At 71.7% G+C, this 20,178-nt stretch carries 17 protein-coding genes; 15 read left to right on the forward strand and 2 right to left on the reverse strand.

Annotated features, from left to right (window positions below; all coding sequences use genetic code 11):
- Positions 1 to 13 precede the first annotated feature (13 nt).
- The 4 genes from rpmB (at position 14) to ACFYO2_RS33490 (ending at position 1,828) form a co-directional block, all read left to right on the forward strand.
- Positions 14 to 250: a 50S ribosomal protein L28 gene (gene rpmB, locus ACFYO2_RS33475; protein WP_388356539.1), complete on the forward strand. Its 237-nt coding sequence runs from the start codon at positions 14 to 16 to the stop codon at positions 248 to 250.
- The gene (rpsN, locus tag ACFYO2_RS33480) at positions 250 to 555 is read left to right on the forward strand and encodes a 30S ribosomal protein S14 (RefSeq protein WP_388356541.1); all 306 of its coding nucleotides are present in this window, start codon (positions 250 to 252) and stop codon (positions 553 to 555) included. Before rpmB ends, rpsN begins: the two co-directional genes overlap by 1 nt.
- An 85-nt stretch (positions 556 to 640) precedes the next feature.
- The gene (locus tag ACFYO2_RS33485; protein WP_388356544.1) at positions 641 to 1,174 is read left to right on the forward strand and encodes a hypothetical protein; all 534 of its coding nucleotides are present in this window, start codon (positions 641 to 643) and stop codon (positions 1,172 to 1,174) included.
- A 111-nt stretch (positions 1,175 to 1,285) separates the two neighbouring features.
- On the forward strand, positions 1,286 to 1,828 hold the full coding sequence (locus ACFYO2_RS33490; protein WP_388356546.1) for a DUF4232 domain-containing protein: 543 nt from the start codon (positions 1,286 to 1,288) through the stop codon (positions 1,826 to 1,828).
- 31 nt (positions 1,829 to 1,859) lie between these two features.
- On the opposite strand, the gene ACFYO2_RS33495 is transcribed toward ACFYO2_RS33490, so the two are convergent.
- Complete coding sequence (locus ACFYO2_RS33495) at positions 1,860 to 2,984, reverse strand: DUF2786 domain-containing protein (RefSeq protein ID WP_388356549.1); 1,125 nt, start codon at positions 2,982 to 2,984, stop codon at positions 1,860 to 1,862.
- A 66-nt stretch (positions 2,985 to 3,050) separates the two neighbouring features.
- On the opposite strand from ACFYO2_RS33495, the gene ACFYO2_RS33500 reads away from it, so the two are divergent.
- From ACFYO2_RS33500 to ACFYO2_RS33510, 3 genes are all read left to right on the forward strand, one after another.
- Positions 3,051 to 3,680 carry a LysE family translocator gene (locus ACFYO2_RS33500; RefSeq protein ID WP_388356552.1) on the forward strand — a complete coding sequence of 210 codons (630 nt, stop codon included), beginning with the start codon at positions 3,051 to 3,053 and terminating at the stop codon, positions 3,678 to 3,680.
- A gap of 58 nt (positions 3,681 to 3,738) precedes the next feature.
- Positions 3,739 to 4,473 carry a Clp protease N-terminal domain-containing protein gene (locus ACFYO2_RS33505; RefSeq protein WP_388356555.1) on the forward strand — a complete coding sequence of 245 codons (735 nt, stop codon included), beginning with the start codon at positions 3,739 to 3,741 and terminating at the stop codon, positions 4,471 to 4,473.
- A 69-nt stretch (positions 4,474 to 4,542) separates the two neighbouring features.
- A complete protein-coding gene (locus ACFYO2_RS33510; RefSeq protein WP_388356557.1) occupies positions 4,543 to 6,228 on the forward strand; it encodes a bifunctional 3'-5' exonuclease/DNA polymerase in 1,686 nt (561 codons plus the stop codon).
- A gap of 254 nt (positions 6,229 to 6,482) precedes the next feature.
- On the opposite strand, the gene ACFYO2_RS33515 is transcribed toward ACFYO2_RS33510, so the two are convergent.
- Positions 6,483 to 7,376 carry a glycosyltransferase family 2 protein gene (locus ACFYO2_RS33515; protein ID WP_388356560.1) on the reverse strand — a complete coding sequence of 298 codons (894 nt, stop codon included), beginning with the start codon at positions 7,374 to 7,376 and terminating at the stop codon, positions 6,483 to 6,485.
- Positions 7,377 to 7,664: 288 nt separating this feature from the next.
- On the opposite strand from ACFYO2_RS33515, the gene ACFYO2_RS33520 reads away from it, so the two are divergent.
- From ACFYO2_RS33520 to ACFYO2_RS33555, 8 genes are all read left to right on the forward strand, one after another.
- Positions 7,665 to 9,719, forward strand: a complete 2,055-nt coding sequence (locus ACFYO2_RS33520; protein ID WP_388356563.1) for a GDSL-type esterase/lipase family protein — start codon at positions 7,665 to 7,667, stop codon at positions 9,717 to 9,719.
- A 110-nt stretch (positions 9,720 to 9,829) separates the two neighbouring features.
- On the forward strand, positions 9,830 to 12,193 hold the full coding sequence (locus ACFYO2_RS33525) for a SpoIIE family protein phosphatase (RefSeq protein WP_388356566.1): 2,364 nt from the start codon (positions 9,830 to 9,832) through the stop codon (positions 12,191 to 12,193).
- Positions 12,190 to 13,248, forward strand: coding sequence for a LacI family DNA-binding transcriptional regulator (locus ACFYO2_RS33530; RefSeq protein WP_388356568.1), 1,059 nt, complete (start codon positions 12,190 to 12,192; stop codon positions 13,246 to 13,248). Before ACFYO2_RS33525 ends, ACFYO2_RS33530 begins: the two co-directional genes overlap by 4 nt.
- Positions 13,249 to 13,300: 52 nt before the next feature.
- Positions 13,301 to 14,548: an ABC transporter substrate-binding protein gene (locus tag ACFYO2_RS33535; protein ID WP_388356569.1), complete on the forward strand. Its 1,248-nt coding sequence runs from the start codon at positions 13,301 to 13,303 to the stop codon at positions 14,546 to 14,548.
- Positions 14,545 to 15,504 carry a carbohydrate ABC transporter permease gene (locus tag ACFYO2_RS33540; protein WP_388356572.1) on the forward strand — a complete coding sequence of 320 codons (960 nt, stop codon included), beginning with the start codon at positions 14,545 to 14,547 and terminating at the stop codon, positions 15,502 to 15,504. Before ACFYO2_RS33535 ends, ACFYO2_RS33540 begins: the two co-directional genes overlap by 4 nt.
- On the forward strand, positions 15,501 to 16,376 hold the full coding sequence (locus ACFYO2_RS33545; protein WP_388356575.1) for a carbohydrate ABC transporter permease: 876 nt from the start codon (positions 15,501 to 15,503) through the stop codon (positions 16,374 to 16,376). Before ACFYO2_RS33540 ends, ACFYO2_RS33545 begins: the two co-directional genes overlap by 4 nt.
- 72 nt (positions 16,377 to 16,448) lie before the next feature.
- Entirely contained in the window at positions 16,449 to 16,799 is a 351-nt protein-coding gene (locus ACFYO2_RS33550; RefSeq protein WP_388356578.1) for a hypothetical protein, read from the forward strand.
- Positions 16,800 to 17,174: 375 nt separating this feature from the next.
- Complete coding sequence (locus ACFYO2_RS33555; RefSeq protein ID WP_388356581.1) at positions 17,175 to 20,177, forward strand: protease pro-enzyme activation domain-containing protein; 3,003 nt, start codon at positions 17,175 to 17,177, stop codon at positions 20,175 to 20,177.
- Position 20,178 lies beyond the last annotated feature (1 nt).

A 20,178-nucleotide genomic window follows, 5' to 3' on the forward strand; every position in this document is an offset into this window, starting at 1 on the left:
AGGTGCATCACCCGTGTCCGCCCACTGCATGCTGACCGGCACCCAGCCCGGCTTCGGCAACCGCATCTCCCACTCCCACCGGCGCACCTCGCGCCGCTTCGACCCCAACATCCAGTCCAAGCGCTACTGGCTGCCGAGCGAGGGCCGGCACGTGCGGCTGCGGCTGAGCACCAAGGGGATCAAGACGGTCGACACGATCGGCGTCGAGGCGGCCGTGGCGCGGATCCGGGCGCGAGGGGTGAAGGTCTGATGGCGAAGAAGAGCAAGATCGCGAAGAACGACCAGCGCCAGGAGATCGTCGCGCGCTACGCCGCCCGCCGGGCCGAGCTCAAGGAGATCATCCGGCGGCCGTCCTCGACGGAGGCGGAACGGCTCGCCGCACAGGCGGAGTTGCGGCGGCAGCCGCGGGACGCCAGCGCCACCCGCGTCCGCAACCGCGACCAGGTGGACGGGCGGCCGCGCGGCTACTTCCGTGCCTTCGGGCTGTCCCGGGTGGGTCTGCGTGAGCAGGCGCACGCGGGGTACCTGCCGGGCGTTCGCAAGTCGTCCTGGTAGGCCCGGTTACGCCCTGGTAGCTTGCTGCGGTCCTTGCCGGCCGACCTGGCCGACGGGGCGCGCGGCTACAGCTTGGGAGCTTCCAGTGACTTCGGCGACCTTCTCGCGTACGGCGGCGCGGCGGCGGGTGCGGAGCGCCGCCGCGGCCGCGACCCTGGCCGGTGTGCTCGCGCTGACCGCGTGCAGTGGTGACGGCGGCTCCGACGACGAGACCTCCGCCGGCCCCAGCGCGTCCGCGAGCGCGGACACCGGCGGCGGCACGACCGGCGGCAACGAGGGGTCCACGACCGCGTCCGACGGACTCGAGGGCAACTGGCTCGCCACCACCGACGGCAAAGCCGTGGCGCTGGTGATCACCGGTGCCAAGGCCGGTCTCTTCACCACCGGCGGTGCCGTGTGCAGCGGCACCGCCGGCACGGAGTCGGGCACGTCCGGCGGGGAGTTGATCCGCCTCAAGTGCTCGGACCGCAGCAAGGACCGGGCCGAGGGGACGGTCGAGTCCGTCGGCGAGTCCTCGCTCAAGGTGACCTGGAAGAGCGGTCTCGGCACGGAGACCTACACCAGGTCGCAGGACGGACAAGTGCCGAGCCACCTGCCGACGGCGAGCCTGGGGTCCTGAGCTGTCGAGCCTGGAGGCCTGAGCTTCCGAGGGTCGGGCAACCGCAGCACCGATTCATGCGTGATGATCCATGCACTCGACCATCGGCATCACGCTCCCCAGAGGACCCTCATGCGCACCGCCCCCTCCCTCGCCGCAGCCACCCTGGCCGCCGCCCTCCTGCTGACCGCCTGCGACGACAGCGGTGGCGGGAGCGGCGGCGGGAGCGACACGAAGGACACCGGCAAGGGCAGCACCGCCTGCAAGATCGACGAGGTCGCCGTCGAGGTCGGGCCGGCCGCCGAAGCTCCCGCCGCCGGGGACACGGGCAGCGTTCCCGTCACGATCACCAACGGCACCACCGAGTGCACCCTCGACGGCCTCCCCGCCGTCGACCTCCACGCGGGCGACACCTCGACGAACGTCCCAGCGGATCCGGCCGCCAAGGCGCAGAAGCTGACCCTCGCCGCGAACCAGGCCGTGTCCTTCACCATCACCTACGTCCGGGGCGAGTCGGGCGGCGCGAAGAGCCTCGCCGTGAAGACGGGCAGCTTCAGTCTGCCCGGGGCCACGGCCACGCACAGCTTCACCTGGTCGTACGGCGAGGTCGCGCTGAAGAGCGGCGGCAGCGAGCCCGACGCCACGGTGAGCGGGTTCCAGCAGGTCGGCGACTGACCCATGCCCGGTCGGCGGGCGCGCGGCCGGCTCAGCCGAGCGGCCGACGCGCCCGGACCTGCGCCCGGTCGGCCGCCTGAGAGCCCTCGGTCCAGCCCGCCTCGTCGCTGACGCCGCGCAGGCGGGTCGTGGTGGTCTCCGGGAACATGCGGTCGAGGCGGTCGGTGACGGCGACCTCGCGGGTGGCGAGGACCGGGAGAAGGTCGTCGGTCACCTGCGTGTCCGCCGCCGCGGCCAGGCGGGTGCCGACGCGGTGGGCGTAGGCCGCGAGGAACGACTGCCGGAAGCTCTTGGTCCGCTTACGGCCGCCCGCGCGTTGTGCCGCCTCCGCCTTCGCCATGGCGGACTGGGCCTGGACGAGCAGCGAGGTGTGGAGCAGCTCGACCACCTCCAGGTCCGGTTCGAAGCCGACGACGGTGGAGAAGCCGAGGGATTCGTTCCACACGGCCCGGCAGTGGTTCGCGGTGGCGACCGCGTCCAGCAGCACCGCCTTGGCCTGCTCGTACGGCGGCTCGACTCCGATCCGGCAGGCGCCGGGGGCGTCGGCCGCGGGCATCCCCGCAGCGAGCAGGGCCTCGTCGACACTGTGCCGGGCCATCAGCTCCTGCGCCTTGGCGCTGAGCGCCTCGGCCTCCTCGGGGAAGCCGGTCGCCTCCGCCTTGGCGAGGAGGGCGCGGATGCGGGTGAGCATGCGGGAATCGGACTTGGGGTGGTGGTGCCGGGCGGCGGCAGGCTCCTCCAGGGGTTCGATGGCGGGCAGGCTCAGGAGGAGGCGGTAAAGCTCCAGGACGGTGGTGGCGTACGAGAAGCGGTCCGTGCGGGGCCGTGTCTCGGCTGCCTCGGTGGCCTCGGTGGTCAGCTCGTCGAGCTGGGCGGTCCAGCGGGGGCCGCGCGGGCGGTCGTACGGCGCCTGGGAGCGGATCAGCGCGGCCAGCACGCGCGCGTGCACGTCGTCCAGCTCCCGCCGCACGATCCGTACCACGTCGGCGGGCTGCCAGCCGCGCCGCCAGGCCGTCGCCACGAACTCCCGGCCCCGCCCGTCGAGTTCGGCGTCCGCCGCGGGGTCGGCCGCGAGGAGGGAGGCGCCGGTGTCGAGGGCGGAGTCGGTGTCGGCGTAGAGGGCGGCCTGGAAGGCGCGTTCGACGGTGCTGGTCACCCGGCGATCGTCTCACCCCCCGAAACTCGGTCGCCGCCGTGCGTCCGGGCTTCGAGCATGGCCCGCATGGTGGACATGTCTCTCTACGCGGCCTTCCTCGTCGCCGCCTTCGCACTCTGTGTCACTCCAGGTCCCGACATGATGTTCATCGTGGCGATGGGCGGCCGGGGCGGCCCCACGGCCGGGGTGATGGCCGCGTTCGGCGTGGCCTGCGCGATGCTCGTGCACACGGTGGCCGCGGCGCTCGGCCTGTCGGCGCTGTTCCTGACGCTGCCGACGCTCTACCACGTGCTGCGCTGGGTGGGCGCGGCGTATCTGCTCTACCTGGCGGTGAAGGCGTTCCGGGACCGCTCGGTGCCGGACGAGGAGGGGGCCGCGGGATCCGGCACGGGGCTGCGGCGGGCCTTCTGGCAGGGCGCGGCGACCAATCTGCTCAACCCGAAGGTGATCCTCTTCAACGTGGCGTTCCTGCCGCAGTTCGTGGATCCCTCGCTGGGGCACGTCCAGGGCCAGTTCCTGGTGCTGGGCGTGACGATCGTGGTGATGGGCTTCCTGTGGGACGGCTTCGTGGGCCTGCTGTCGGGGCGCCTTGCCTCGGTCCTGCGCCGCAGCGCGCGGCTGAACCGGTGGCTGAACATCGTCTCCGGGACGGTCTTCGCGGGGCTGGCGGTGCGGCTGGCGGCTGCCCCGAAGTAGGCTCCGCGAGCGTCAACCTTGGGTTGACAGCCCCAGGGTGTCAACCTACGGTTGACGCATGACGACGAACCCCGACATCACGTCATCCGTACGTCTCGACGACCTCATCACGGCCATCAAGAAGGTCCATGCCGAACCCCTCGAACAGCTCCAGGACGCGGTTCTCGCCGGTGAGCACCTCGGCGAGGTGGCCGACCATCTGATCGGCCACTTCGTGGACCAGGCTCGGCGTTCCGGCGCCTCCTGGACGGACATCGGCCAGAGCATGGGCGTCACCCGGCAGGCCGCGCAGAAGCGCTTCGTGCCGAAGGAGGGCGCGGATCCGAGCGCGAACCAGGACTTCAGCCGCTACACGCCCCGCGCCCGCAGCACGGTGATGGCCGCCCACAACGAGGCCGTCGCGGCCCGCAACCCGGAGGGCCGTCCCGAACACCTGCTCCTCGGCCTGCTGGCCGAACCGGAGGGCCTGGCCGCCAAGGCGATCACCGCGCAGGGCGTCCTCCTGGACGACGTACGCCAGGCCGCCGCCGCCGCGCTGCCACCCGCGGCCGACGAGGTCCCCGAGCTCGTCCCCTACGGCTCCGACGCCAAGAAGGTCCTCGGGCTCACCTTTCGAGAGGCCCTCCGTCTCGGCCACAACTACGTCGGCACCGAGCACATCCTGCTCGCCCTGCTGGAGTTCGAGAACGGCCAGGGAGTTCTGTCGGGTCTCGGCATCACCAAGGAGGCGGTGGAGGAGAACATCACCGCCGCACTCGCCGAAATCACGGGGAAGCACGGCGAACAGCGCTGAGCACGGTCGGGCTGAGCGCGTCCGAGCAGGTCGGAGGCCGTTGTCAGACCCGGCTGCCACACTCGCAGCATGACCGACCGGTGGGCTCTCGCGCCGGCCGAGGACGGTGGCGTGGAGTTCGCCCCCCTCGGCCCCGGCGGGCTGCTCGCCGGGCCGGTGCGGCGGGCGGCGGACCCTGCCGAGGCGGTGAGCGGGCTGCCGGACGTCACGCGGTGGGTGTGGCGGTCGACGGCCGAGACGTATCCGCGACTGCTCGCCACGGGGGTGCGAGTAGAGCGGTGCTACGACGTCGAGGACGCGGAGACGCTGCTGCTGGGCCACGAGGGGCGGTCCGGCGAGCCGCGTTCGGCGGCCGCCGCCCTGGCCCGGCTGCGCGGCGGCCCCGTACCGCCGGATCCGCCGCAGCGGTCCGCCGAACCCGGCTCGCAGTCGCCCCTCTTCGAACCGCAGTCCGTGCACCTGCCGCTGACGGACCTCGTCGAGGTGTACGCCGATCAGCAGCGCCGACATGACGTCACCGCGCACCCGGACCGGATGCGGCTGCTGACGGCGGCCGAGTCGGCGGGGATGCTGGTGGCCGCCGAGATGAACCGGTCCGGCCTGCCGTGGAGCGCCGAGGTGCACCGCCGCGTGCTGCACGAACTGCTCGGCGAGCGGTACGCGGGCGGTGGCGAGCCCCGGCGCCTGGCCGAGCTCGCCGACGAGGTGTCAGCCGCCTTCGGCCGCCGGGTCCGCCCCGACCTGCCGGCCGATGTCGTCAAGGCGTTCGCGCAGGCCGGGATCAAGGTGAGGTCGACCCGGCGCTGGGAGCTCGAGTCGGTCGACCATCCGGCCGTGAAGCCGCTGATCGAGTACAAGAAGCTGTACCGCATCTGGGTCGCGCACGGCTGGTCCTGGTTGCAGGACTGGGTGCGCGAGGGCCGCTTCCGGCCCGAGTTCCAGGCGGGCGGAACCGTCACCGGCCGCTGGGTGACCAACGGCGGGGGCGGGCTCCAGATCCCGAAGGTCATCCGGCGGGCCGTGGTCGCCGACCCCGGCTGGCGGCTCGTCGTCGCCGACGCCGACCAGATGGAACCGCGCGTCCTCGCGGCGATCTCCCGCGACCTGGGCCTGATGGAGGTGGCCGGCCGGGAGAGCGACCTGTACCAGTCCGTCTCCGAGCGCGCCTTCTCCGGCGACCGCGCCCAGGCCAAACTCGCCGTGCTCGGCGCCGTCTACGGCCAGACCTCCGGCGACGGCCTCAAGAACCTCGCCGCGCTCAGACGCCGCTTCCCCAAGGCGGTGGCGTACGTCGACGACGCTGCCCGCGCGGGCGAGGAGGGGCGGCTCGTACGGACTTGGCTCGGCCGGACCTGCCCACCGGCGGCCGGGACGGGCGACGACGCCTCCGAGGAGGCGGGCATCCCCGTCGCGGAGGACGAGTCCGGGGACCGCCAGTGGGTGCCCGGGTACGCCTCCACCGACGCCCGCGCCCGCGGCCGCTTCGCCCGCAACTTCGTCGTCCAGGGCAGCGCCGCCGACTGGACGTTACTGCTGCTCGCGGCGCTGCGGCAGGCCTGCGCGGGCTTGGCGGCCGAGCTGGTCTTCTTCCAGCACGACGAGGTGATCGTGCACTGTCCCGAGGTGGAGGCCGAGACGGTCGTGGCGGCGATCCGGGAGGCGGCGGAGCTGGCGGGGCGGCTGACGTTCGGCGAGACGCCGGTGCGGTTTCCGTTCACCACGGCGGTGGTGGAGTGTTATGCCGACGCCAAGTGATCGACGGGTCTCGGTGGTGGCGGCCCGGGCGGCGACGGGCCCAGGCGGTCGCGGCGCTCAGCGGTCGCGGACCATGCGGCGACGATCGGCGACGAACCTCGACGGTGGCGGGCGCCCGCGGTCGCGGGCCAGGCGGTGACGGCCAGGTGGTCGCGGCGCTCAGCGGCGCCGCCCGCGGTCGCGGGCCAGGCGGTGACGGGCCCCCGGTCGGCGCCGCGTATCACCGCCCCGCCCGCGACGCCGTCCAGCCGGCGTCAGATGACCGGCGGCCGTCCCAGTCGGCTGAGCTGCCAGACCGTCCGCCAGCGCATGGGCCGCCGTTCGCCGGCAGGTTCCCGTACGCCTTCCACGAATCCGCCGAACCAGGCGCGCAGTCCGGCCGCCGACCGCACCCGCAGCAGCGTGAGCAGAGTCCACACGCCCAGGTGCACGGGGATCAGCGCGAGCGGCAGTCTGCGGCGGACCAGCCACACGCGGTTGCGGGCGTTCACCCGGTAGTAGATGGCGTGCCGGGCGGGCGAGGTCTTCGGGTGCTGGAGCAGCAGCTCGGGGGCGTACAGGATCCGCCAGCCTCCGTCGGCGGCCCGCCAGGCCAGGTCCGTCTCCTCGTGTGCGAAGAAGAACTCGGCGGGCCAGTCGCCGATCTCCGCGAGCATGGCCATGCGGAAGGCGTGCCCGCCGCCGAGGAACCCGGTGACGTACCCGCCGCGCATCGGATCGGCGGAGCCGACGCGCGGGACGTGCCGCTGTTGCGTCTCCCCGTTCTCGTCGGCGATGCGGAAGCCGACGATGCCGAGGCGCGGGTCGGCGGCGAACAGTTCCGCCACGTGGCGCAGCACGTCGGCGTCGACGAGAAGCCCATCGTCGTCGAGTTCCACGACCACGTCGACGTCCCCGAACTCCCGCAGCCGTGCCAGCGCCACGTTCCGTCCGCCGGGGCAGCCGAGGTTCTCCTCGACGTCGATGGTGGTGACCTCGCCGGGCAGGGACAGCCGGGCGGCGAACTCGGGCAGCCGGCAGCCGTTGCCGACGATCACGATGCGTGCCGGAGCGAGATCCTGCTTGGCCACGGACTCCAGCAGCGCGTCCACTTCGGCGGGCCGGTTGCCCATGGTCACCACGGCGACACCGATCCTCGGTTCCCGCACGTCCTCACCCCGTCCCGGCCGACCATCGCGCTCGCGATGCTAGCCGTTCACGATAAGGACCTCTTGAGTATGTCCGCGGCACCGGGTCCCTTCACGTCCATGACAGCGAGTTGGGCGCAGCGACTCCGGGCGGGGTGCTCCGGTTTCTCCGGACACGCCGAAGTCACCCCCGTGCGGGTGGGGCACGCGAGAGCTGCGGACGAGAGCAGTTTGCCGCGATGTCTTGACGTGTACTTGGCATAATGGGTACATGGGAGCGCTCCCACATCTGGTGCGAGAGGAACCCCCATGCAGACCTCCCCCCACCCGGCCGGACTCCACGCGACCGGACTGCCCCCGGCCGGACTCCACCCGACCGATCCCCGCACGGCCGCTCCCCGCACGGCCGCACGAGCCCTGGCCGCCGCCCTCACCGCCGTACTCGTCGCCTGCCTGCTGTCCCTGACCGGCGTCACCCGAGCCCACGCAGCGCCCGGCGACGGCTCGGTGTCCGATCCCAACATCGCCTATGTCGGACGCTGGGACACCAGCTCGGGCACGACGGCCGTGGCCAACTGGACCGGCGCCTACGTGCAGACGTCCTTCACCGGCACCACGGTGAAGGTGAAGGCCAGAGACGCGGTCAACCTCTACGCGAGCATCGACGGCAAGCCCGACGTCTTCTACGCGGGCGTACGCGGCACAGTGAACCTCACCCCGCAGCCCCTCCCCTCGGGAACCCACACCCTGCGGATCTCCTACCGCTCCGGAGACACCGCCTTCCAGGGCCTGGTCCTCGACTCCGGCGCCCGCACGGTCGCCCCGAACGCGTCGGCCGGACTGATCGAGTTCGTCGGCGACTCCATCACCGCCGGCGCCCTCACCGACCGGCTGGCCCTCGACTCGTACGCCTGGAAGACCGGCGAGCAGCTGGGGATGCGGCACACCCAGGTCGCCCGCTCCGGCTACTGCCTCGTCGCCCAGTCCGGGTGCACCGGCCTGAGCAGCCAGTTCTTCAGGCTGGCCAGCACGGGCGGCACGGACTGGGACTTCTCCCGCTACCAGGCGAGCGCGGTCGTCATCAACCTCGGCACCAACGACATCGGGCACGGCGTGACCGGCGCCGCGTTCCAGTCGGCGTACACCACGTTCCTGCGGGACGTCCGCGCCAAGTACCCGAACGCGACCCTCTTCGCGGTGCAGACGCTGAAGAAGCGCTATGTCACCGAGACCAGGGCGGCCGTCGGCGCCCGCACCGCCGCCGGTGACACCAAGGTGCGCTACGTCGACACGACGGGCTGGCTCACCGACGGAACCGACTACGAGGACGGCAACGGGCACCCCAACGAGGCGGGCCACACCAAGTTCGCGGGCCGCCTGGCCCCCGTCATCAGCGCCGCCACGACCCTGTCCACCAGGGCGGCGGCTCCCGGCCAGCCCGGCGACCCGAACATCAAGTTCGTCGGACGCTGGGACACCACCAGTTCCGCCACCGCCTACACGCCGTACTGGGCGGGCGCGTACTACCGCGTCGGCTTCACCGGCACGACCGTCAAGCTCAAGCAGCGCAACACCATCGACTTCTGGGCGCGGATCGACGACGGGCCCGTGAGGTTCTACGACGACGTCAAGGCAACGGTGAACCTGACCCCGACGGCCCTGCCGGCCGGCCGGCACACCCTCCAGGTCAACTACCAGGTGGTCGCCGGGTCCTACCGTGGTGACGCCGTCTTCCAGGGGCTCGCCCTCGACAGCGGGGCGACGACCTTCGCACCGCCCGCCCCGGGCAAGCTGATCGAGTTCGTCGGCGACTCGATCACCGTGGGCACGACGACCTCGCAGAACGCCCGTACCGCCTACGGCTGGCTGATCGGGGAACGGCTGGGCGCCGAGCACACCCGGATCGCCCAGGGCGGCGCCTGCCTCGTCGCCGCGGCGGACGGGTGCGTGGGCCTGGAGCAGCGGTTCACCAAGCTCAACCCGAACGCCTCGACACCCGACTGGAACTTCTCCCGCTACCGGGCCGACGCGGTCGTCATCAACCTCGGCACCAACGACGTCGGACACGCGGTGAGCTCGACGCAGTTCCAGACGGCCTACTCCAGCCTGCTGCGCAAGGTCCGCGCCGCCTACCCGCAGGCCTGGATCTTCGCGTTGGAGACCTTCCGCGGGCGGTACGTTCCGCAGACCGAGGCCGCCGTCGGCGCGGCGGTTCAGGGCGGCGACGCGCGGGTCTCCTTCGTCGACACCACGGGCTGGCTGGGCTCCGGCGACCTCACGGACTCGGTGCACCCCAACGACCAGGGCCACCGGGCCATCGCCGACCGTCTCGCACCGGTCATCGCCGCCAGGATCGGCGACTGAGGGGCCCTCACGGCCACGCCGCCCACTCGACCAAGTCCGACTTGTCCGTTTCATGCGCGGCGGGCACGCTGAGGACTATGAGTGACACGCCCGGCGTGAATTGAGCGAGGATGGACACCGGAGCCGCCACGGCCACCATCAGCCCCCGAGGCACCGTGACGGGCTGGAGCGAGGGGGCTCGGCGGCTGCTGGGCTATCGCGCCTCGGACGTGGTGGGGCGCACCGCGGCCGGCCTGCTCGCCGTGGGAGGCTCCCGCCCGACCGGATTCACCCTGACGGACTCTCAGGAATGGAGCGGCACGGCGGCCTTCCGCCACCGGGACGGTCGTCGTATAGAGCTGTCCCTGCACTCCTATCCCTCACTCGACGGCGACGGCAAGGCCCAGGGGTTCGTCGTGACCGCCATCGAGGACACGTCCGAGCCGGGACACGACCGGCGGATGGTGGAGTGGGCGTGCACCCAGTCCTCCGTCGCCATGTCCACATTCGTCACGCGGTCGCGCCGCTGGCGGCCGAACACGGTGGCGTCCGCGGAAGCGGGATCGCCGTACCCGGACGTCCTCGACGGGGAGGGCGCCGACGAGGGGTTCCTGCGGCTCGTCCACCAGGTGGCCGAGGAAGCGAAGCCGATGCGCTACGAGCGCTTCGCACCGGCGTCTTCCACCTCCCGTCAGCACGCCTGGATCATCGAGATGTGGCCCGTCACGGACCCCTCCACCGGCCGGGTGTGCGGGGTCGGCACCGCCGCCTTCGACAGCAGCGAGCAGCACTGGTCCCGGCAGCGGCTGGCCCTGCTGAACGAGGCGGGCGCCTGTATCGGCACCACCCTGAACGTGGAGCGCACCGCCCAGGAACTCGCCGATCTGGCCGTGCCCCGGCTCGCCGACTTCGTCAGCGTGGACCTGCTCGACTCCGTGACCCGCGGGGAGGAGCCGGTCCCGGGCCCGGTCGACGCGGCCGTGGTGCTGCGCAGGATCGCCCACCAGTCCGCCGCCGAGGGAGTGCCCGAGGTCGCCGTGCACCTCGGTCAGGTCGACACCTACCCCGCGTTCTCACCTCCCGCCCGGTGCCTGGCCACCGGCCGACCCGTGCTCAGCGGGACGGACGACCCCGACTTCGTCCGGTGGATCGCCCGGCACGAGGCCAGAAGCGCTGTCGTGCGGGCGTACGGATTCCACTCGATCATGGCGGTCCCGCTGCGGGCCCGCGGGATCACGCTCGGGGTGGCGGTCTTCGCGCGGGGCACTTCCTCGGCACCCTTCGAGCAGGACGACCTGGTCCTCGCCGAGGAACTCGCGGGCAGGGCGGCCGTCGGCGTCGACAACGCCCGCCGCTACACCCAGGAGCACACCAACGCCCTCACCCTCCAGCGCAGTCTGCTGCCCCACGGCCTGCCCAGACAGGCGGCCGTCGAGGTCGCGTACCGCTATCTGCCGGCCGGCTCGGGGGCCGGTGTGGGCGGCGACTGGTTCGACGTGATTCCGCTGTCCGGCACCCGGGTCGCCCTGGTCGTCGGCGATGTGGTCGGGCACGGCCTGCACGCCTCCGCCACCATGGGCCGGCTCCGTACGGCGGTGCGCACCCTCGCCGACGTCGACCTGCCCCCGGACGAGCTCCTCACCCACCTCGACGACCTGGTCACCCACCTCACCTACGACGACGAGAGCATCCCCGACGAGATGCCGTCCGCCGGCGAGATCGGCGCCACCTGCCTGTACGCCGTCTACGACCCGGTCTCCCGCGTCTGCACCCTCGCCAGCGCCGGCCACCCGCCGCCCGCCGTGCTGTATCCCGACGGCAAGGTCAGCGTGGTCCGGCTCTCCCCCGGGCCGCTCCTGGGCGTCGGCGGCCTGCCCTTTGAGGCCACCGAGCTGGAACTGCCCGAGGGCAGTCTGCTCGCCTTCTACACCGACGGCCTGATCGAGGCCCGCGACCACGACATCGGCCTCGGCCTCGACCGGCTGTGCGAGTCGCTTCGCTCCCCCACCCCCTCGCTCGAGGTGGCCTGCGACGCCGTACTCAAGGCGCTGCTCCCCGACAGCCCCGACGACGACGTGGCGCTGCTCCTCGCCCGCACGCGCGCCCTGCACACCGACCAGGTCGCCGCCTGGTCCCTGCCGTCCGACCCCTCGGTCGTCGCGGACGCCCGCGCACAGGCCTCCCGCCAGCTGGCAGTGTGGGGACTGGATGAAGCGGCGTTCGTCACCGAGCTGGTGGTGAGTGAGCTGGTCACCAACGCCATCCGCTACGGGGCGGTGCCCATCGGCCTACGGCTGATCCGCGACCGTACGCTGATCTGCGAGGTCTCGGACGCCAGCAGCACCGCACCCCACCTGCGCCGCGCCCGCACCTACGACGAGGGCGGACGCGGCCTGCACATGGTCGCCCAGCTCACCCAGGGCTGGGGCACCCGCCAGACCCCGACCGGCAAGACGATCTGGGCCGAACAACCCCTGCCGGCCGGCTCAAGATGACGAGCTCGACGGAGCACGCGAGAACCGCCGGAGCCGACCCGCCCACGCGGGCAGGGGGCCAGGCGGAGGGCGGCACGCGCACGCGGGCAGGGGGCCAGGCGGAGGGCGGCACGCGCACGCGGGCAGGGGGCCAGGCGGAGGGCGGCACGCGCACCCTCGGTCTGGTCTATCCACCGGCAGGACGCAACCGCGACTACACCGGGATGCAGCTCACCTTCGTCGGCGGCGTGGCCGAGGCCGCCACCACGTACGAGTACGACGTTCTCCTCTCCCCCGCCGACCGGGCGAGCGACTCGTCCTTCCGGCGGATGGTCGAGGGGAGGCGGGTGGACGGCGTGATCGTCATGGAGATCCGGCTGGAGGACGACCGGGTCGAACACCTCGCCAAGACCGGCTTCCCCTTCGTCACGATCGGCCGGAACAGCAGGGCGGAGGAGACCGGCTGGGTCGATCTGGACTTCGCGGCCCTGGCACGTGGCTGCGTGTACCACCTGGCCGACCTGGGCCACCGCAGGATCGCCTTCGTCAACCGGTCCGAACAGCTCTTCGAGATCGGCTACGGCTTCGCGCACCTCGGACTCGAGGGCTACACCAAGGCCATGGCGGAGCAGGTCCTCTCCCCCCGCGCGTACCTCTGTGGCGACGACGTCGCGGCCGGGGAGGCGGTCCTGGAGCAGATCCTGCGGGACGATCCGGCGACCACCTCGCTGGTCACCATGAACGAGGCGGCCCTGGAGGGCCTGTACCGCGGACTGACGCGGCACGGCCGCGTCGTGCCGCGCGACTTCTCGGTCGTCGGTGTGGCGGCCGGCCGCTGGGCGGAGCAGGTGGACCCGCAGCTCACCGCGGCCGAGATCCCCGCCAAGGAGATGAGCCGGGTGGCCGTCGACCTGATGATGCGACGGCTCACCTCGCCGGACTCACCTCCCCGGCACGTCCTGCTGAAACCCCTGATCTCCCTGCGGGCCAGTACCGGTCCCTGCCGGCCGGTGCCCGGTTCCGAACCCGAGAGGGAGTTCCCGGATCTCGACGACTTCCCCGATCTACCGGATTGATCTCCCGTATCGATCTACCGCATTTCCGACTTCTGACACCTGGGAGCAGAGCATGTCGTACGCCGTCGACCGCCGCGGTTTCCTGCGCGCCGCGGGAGCGGGGGCCGCCGCCCTCGGCCTCGGTTCCGCACTGGCGTCCTGTGACTCGGGCCAGAACAGCGGCGGCGGGACGGTCACCCTCACCTGGTGGGACTACTTCACCCTGGACAACTTCCAGCCCGCCTTCGCGCGGCTGGTCAAGGACATCGAGGCCAACGTCCCGGACGTGAGGATCGAGCGCCGGACGTTCCCCTTCGCGGACCTCGACCGGCAGATCACCTTGGGCGCGGTCTCCGGCGACCTTCCGGACATCGCCATCGTCGACAACGTCGCCATGAACTCACTCGGCGGCAGCGGGCTGCTGGCGGATCTCAGCGACCGGGTCGAGGAATGGGGCCAGTCGGGCAAGTACTACGAAGGCCCCTGGGCCGGCTGCCAGGTCGACGGGAAGACCCTGGGCATCCCCAACAACAGCAACTGCCTCGCCCTCTACTGCAACACCAGGATGCTCGATGCCGCCCGGGTGGAGCCCCCGACCACATGGGACGAACTGGCCGACGCCGCGCAGAAGCTGACCAAGGGGGACCGGTTCGGCCTGGCGATGAGCGCGATCAGGACGGAGGAGGGCGTCTTCCAGTTCCTGCCGTTCCTGTGGCAGGCGGGCGGCGACCTCGACACCTTCGCCCGGTACGGCGCGACCGCGCTGTCCTTCCTCGACGACCTCGTCGCCAAGGGCTCCCTGTCCGAGCAGTGCGTGGGCTGGACGCAGCAGGACGTCAACACGCGCTTCGTCAACCAGCGGGCCGCGATGCAGATCAACGGCCCGTGGCAGCTCCCCACCCTGAAGAAGGCCGACCTGGAGTGGGAGGTCGTCGCACTGCCCCGGGACCGGGCGTCCGCCACCTGCCTGGGCGGGGAGAACTGGGTCGTGATGGCGAACAGCAAGCACCAGGACAAGGCCTGGGACGTCCTGGAGTACACCCAGCGTCCGTCGGTCCTGGTGCCGTTCCTGGTGGCACTCGGCAACCTGCCCGCCCGCAAGGACCTGGCGAACGCGGGCACCTGGGCGTCCGATCCGGCCCTGCGGCTCTTCCTCAGCCAGTTGCCCGTCGCCCGTCCGCGTCAGTACGGGCCGCACTACGCCGACGCCTCGCAGGCCGTCGCCGTGGCCGAACAGGCCGTACTCACCGACTCCGCCGCCCCCGGCGCGGCGGCGAAGTCCGCCGCCGCCAAGATCGACAAGGCGCTGGGGCGCGGGTGAGGGGGGGTCCGTGGGGGCGCCACCGGAGGTCCGACCGGGGGCGTCACCGGAGGCGCGGCCCCGCCTCGCCGTCCTCGCGCCGCCGGCGAGCCGGGTACCTGTTCTCGCTGCCGGGCCTGGCCTTCCTCGGACTGTTCCTGGCGTACCCCCTGCTCTACAACGTGTGGACGTCCGTGCACGACGTGGAGCTGAGCGCTCTGCTCGGCGGTGCCTCGCGGTTCAACGGCCTCACCAACTACCGGGCCACCGTCGCCGACCCGGACTTCTGGCACGCCGTACGCCTCTCGATCGTCTTCACCCTGGCGTCGCTGCTGTTCCAGTTCGTCATCGGCTTCGCCCTGGCCCTGCTGTTCGCCCGGCCGTTCCCGCTGAACGGGCTGCTGCGGTCGCTGCTCCTGGTGGCCTGGCTGCTGCCCCCGGTGGTCAGCGGCACCCTCTTCCGCTGGATGCTCGACGACGAATCCGGCGCCTACAACGCCCTGCTGCGCGCGACCGGTATGGGCGCCCTGTCCCACGACTGGCTCACCGATCCGGGCACCTCCCTGGCCGGGGTCGTCTTCGCCAATGTCTGGGTCGGCGTGCCCTTCAACATGCTGCTGCTCCTGGTGGGACTGCACACCATCGACCCGGAGCTCCATGAAGCCGCCGCCATCGACGGCGCGGGCGTCTGGCAGCGCTTCCGCCGGATCACCCTCCCGCTGATGCGGCCGGTGTCGGTGACCGTGCTGCTGCTCGGCCTCGTCTACACCTTCAAGGTCTTCGACCTCATCTTCGTGATGACGGGCGGCGGTCCGGTAGACGCCACCAGCGTCCTGTCGCTCTACGTCTACGAGATCTTCTTCAGGTTCTTCCGCTTCGGCGAGGGCGCCGCGGCCGGCCTGCTCCTGCTGCTCGTGCCTCTGCTCGCTGGCGGCCTCTATGCGCGCCGGCTGCGCAGAGAAGGAGAAGCGGCGTGACCCCGGCCCGCCGCCCCCGGCCGCTCTCGCGCCGCCGCCCCCGGCCGCTCTCGCGCCGCCGCCCCTGGCTACTCACCGCAGTGGCCACGCTGATCACCGCCGCCTTCCTCCTGCCGGTCTACTGGATGGTCAACACCAGCCTCACCCGGCCCGACCGCATCCTGGCCGAGACCCCGCGGTGGGCCCCCGTACCGGTCACCACGGAGAACTACTCGACGGCGCTGGCCGCCGAGGTCCTGCCCCGAGCCCTGCTGAACAGCGTGGTGATCTCCTGCGGGGTGGTCGCGCTCACGCTGCTCCTCGGCGTCCCCCTCGCCTACGCGCTCGCCCGGATCCCGATGCGCGGCTCCGGCACCATGGTGCTCGCCCTGCTCGTCGCCCAACTGCCGCCCAGCATCGTGCTCGCGGCCCCGCTGTTCATCCTCGAACGCCGGGCCGGCCTCGACGACACCTACCTCGGCCTGATCGCCGCCGACACCACCCTCACCCTGCCCTTCGCGGTGATCGTGCTGCGCCCCGTACTGCGCAGCGTGCCGAGGGAACTGGAGGAGGCGGCCCTGGTCGACGGCTGCGGTCCGGTGGGCGTACTGCTGAGGGTGGTCCTGCCCATCATGGTGCCCGGCCTGTTCGCGGTGGCCGGCCTGGCCTTCCTGATCGGCTGGGGCGAGTTCGTCTTCGGCCTCACGCTCGCCACGGAGCCCGCCGTACAGCCCGTCACCGTCCTCCTCAACGCCTTCGTGGGCCGGCACGGCACCGCGTGGGGAGCCCTGATGGCCACCGCCACCCTCATCAGCATCCCGGTCGTCTGTGTCTTCGCGATCTTCCAACGGTTCATCGTGGGCGGGCTCACCGTCGGGAGTGTCAAGAACTGACTCGGTGACGGCCACCGTGCCCGCCGCCGTTACCGCAGACCGCTGCCGGAGACGGGCGTCTAGGCTGCGCGCATGGATCAGCGAGAGATCATGCAGCGCGTCGTCGGCATCCTCACCGAGTCACTTGAGATGCGGCGACAGGTCCGCGAAAACCCCGGCAAGCAGATCGCGCTCACCGGCGCCATCTCCGCCCTGCTCGCCGAGACGCTGCCCCACATCCACCTGCCCGCCAACGCCGGCGGGCAGGCAGCCGCGGCCATCGTCACGGAGGAGCTCGGCCCCACCATCGTGAGCATCGCCAACTGCTTCTCATTCGCCTTCGTCCAGCTCGCCGAGGTCCACGACGAGGGGCGCACCGACATCTCCACCACGGACGTCCTGCGATCCATCTCCCTGCGCTTCGCGGGCGAGACGGGGGAGTAGGCAAGCGCCATGGGTCGTCCCCGGCCGAGTGGACATGCCGACGCCACGCGCCGCATGGGCCGGGAACTGCTGCCGCTCCACTGAGCGGGTACGCGACGATCGGCGGCTATGAGGCATCGGACCTTCCAAGGGACCGGTGGCACACCGGGTTCGTGCTGGTCTGCATGTCGCAAAGATCCCCCCATGGTTCCCCTGGGGCTGAAGACAACATCTGACAACCCTTGATAAGAACAGCCCACACGTCTCGTTCAGGGGGATTGCTCCTGCGCGCGCGCATGCCGACGCGCGCAACTCGGCTGCCAGAGTGCCGCTTCGACCACCGCCCCTGCCTGTCCATGGATATGGCGGTATGTCAGTTTCTATGGGAGTTTCTGCATGTTCAAAAAGGTCCATGCCTCGCTGGGACGTCCCAGACACGCGGCGGGCACCACCGGCAGACGGGCTCGGAGGATCACGGCTGTAACCACCGCCGCCGTCGCTCTCACCGTCGCCGCCACCGCCGCCTATGGCGCGGTCACCGACGGGGGCGCCACGGGATCGCACCCGCCCAAGCGAATAGGCACGGCCCCTCGCGTCCCGGCCGGCGCGATCGCGGCCGGGACGACCCCATCGGGAACCGCGCTGCACATCGGCGTGCACCTCGCCCCGCGGGACCCCCAGGCGCTGGCCGACTTCGTCACCGCGGTATCCACCCCGGGCAACTCCCGCTACCACCAGTACCTGGCCAAGGGGCAGTTCGCCTCGGTCTTCGGCCCGACTCCGGCCACCATCGCCCAGGTCTCCCAGGCGCTGAAGGCGGCCGGCCTCACTCCCGGCAAGGCCAGCCCGGACGGCCTGACCATTCCGGTCACCACCACCGTCGCCAAGGCGTCCGACGCCTTCGACACCGGCTTCCGGAACGTCCGGCTCAAGGACGGCACCACCGACTACCTGAACACCGCGGCCCCCGCGCTGCCCGCGAACATAGCGGCGTCGGTGACGGGGATCGTCGGCCTGAGCGACATCAGCACCATCACCAGCCACCACTCAGCCGTGCGTCGGGCGAGCAGGACCAGCTCCGTCGCCGGACTCGGCTCGCGCGCCGTGGCCCCGCACGCGTACACCCCGGGACTCTGCACCGACTTCACCAGCTCGGGCCTCACCGACGGCACCGACTACTACAGCCCCGGCAAGCTGGCCGGCACCTACGGCATGAGCAGCTCCGGCACTGCCGGCGCGGGGCAGACCGTGGCCGTGTTCGAGCTGGAGAACGTCGACGCCGCCAGCATCGCCGCGTACCAGTCCTGCGCGGGCACCAGCACCGCGGTCTCCACCGTGTACGTCGATACGGCGGCAGGGGCCGGCGCGCCGGCCACCGACGGATCGGTCGGCGTGGAGTCGGCGCTCGACATCGAGGACCTGATCGGTCTGGTGCCGGGCGCGAGCATCATCGACTACCAGGGCGTGGACGCCCAGTCCGCGACCGACCAGAACGTGCTCGACGTCTACCAGCGGATGGTCACCGACGACCAGGCTCAGGTCATCTCCTCCAGCTGGGGTCTGTGCGAGGCAGCCGAGATCAGCGCTACCGCGAGCGCCGAGAACGCGATCTTCGCGGAGGCCGCGGCGCAGGGTCAGAGCGTGGTCGCCGCCTCGGGCGACGACGGCTCCAGCGACTGCTACCTCTCGACCGGCTCCACCGCCAAGGCCGTCGACGACCCCGCGAGCCAGCCCTACGTCACCGGCGTCGGTGGCACCACGATGACCGGCTCGGGCAGCACCGCGACCCAGACGGCGTGGAACAACGACACCGGTGGTAGCGGCGGCGGCATCTCCTCGCGCTGGGCCCCCGTCGTCTACCAGGGCGGCATCGCCACCACCGCCAAGCGTGCCGTTCCGGATGTCTCCGCCCTGGCGGACCCGCGCACCGGCTACCCGATCTACTACCAGGACAACAGCGTCTCCTCCAGCCCCGTCCCCGGCATCATCGGCGGCACCAGCGGCGCGGCCCCGACGTGGGCCGCCGCCATCGTCCAGGCCAACGCCAGTACGGCCTGCCAGACGAACGGCCGGGTCGGCTTCCTCAACAACGCCCTCTACAAGGCCGCGCGGAGCAGCTACCCGACGAACTTCTGGGACGTCACCAGCGGCAACAACTCGGTATACGCCACCGGCTATTCGGCGGCGGCCGGCTACGACGAGGTCACCGGCCTGGGCTCGCCCAAGGAGGCCGGTCTGATCACCTCGCTGTGCGCGGCCAAGGGCACCGCGGCCACGGGTGCTTCCACCTTCCACCCGCTCAGCAGCCCCAAGCGCCTGCTGGACACCCGCAACGGCACCGGTTGGGGCCTCAGTTCCATCCCGTCCACCAAACCGCTTGTCGCGGGCGGCACCGCCCCGGTCAAGATCGAGGGCGCCGGGGGGATCCCCAGCAGCGGCGTGACCGCTGTCGTGCTCAACCTCACGGTCACCGGCACCACCGGCTCGGGTTCGTTGATCGCCTGGGCCGACGGCACCGCCAAGCCGTCGACCAGCAACCTCAACTGGACCGGCGCCGGCCAGACCATCGCCGCCTCGGCGACCGTCACGGTGGCCGGTGACGGCGTGGTGGACCTCTACACCAGCAGCACCACCCACCTGATCGCCGACGTCCAGGGCTACTACACCAGCGGTACCACCGGGTCCATGTACACGGCGCTGAAGCCGGCCCGCCTGCTGGACACCCGCTCCAAGGTCGGCATCTCCACCACCACCAAGATCACCAACGCGGTGGTCAGCCTCAAGGTCCGCGGCCACGGGGGCGTGCCGACCGGCGCCTCCTCCGTGGTGCTCAACCTGACGGCCACCCAGACCGTCGGCTCCGGTTACCTGGAGGCCTACCCGGAGGGCGCCACCCGCCCGACCGCCTCCAACGTCAACTGGTCGGCCACCGGGACCACCATCCCCAACCTGGTCGTCGTGCCGATCGGCTCCGACGGCAACGTCAGCCTCTACGTCCACGGCACCAGCCACGTGATCGCCGACGTCTCCGGCTACTTCTCCACCAGCGGCTCGGCCTTCCACACCGTCACCCCGCTGCGCCTGCTGGACACCCGTACGACGACGGCGCTGGACGCCGGCAAGACACTGGCCCTGCAGATCTCGGGCCGCGACGCCATTCCGTCCACCGGCGTCAAGGCCGTCGTACTGACCGTCACCGTCACCGGCACCACCGGCAGCGGCTACCTCACCGCCTGGGCCGACGGCGGCACCCGTCCGACGGCCTCCAACCTGAACTGGGTGCAGGGCAAGACGATCGCCAACCAGGTGATCGTGCCGGTCGGCTCCGACGGCAAGGTCGATTTCTACGTCAGCAGTACCACCCAGGTGCTCGCGGACGTGGCCGGCTACATCAGCTGAC

This window comes from Streptomyces sp. NPDC006602 (genome assembly GCF_042870385.1).
In the GTDB taxonomy this organism is placed as follows: domain Bacteria; phylum Actinomycetota; class Actinomycetes; order Streptomycetales; family Streptomycetaceae; genus Streptomyces.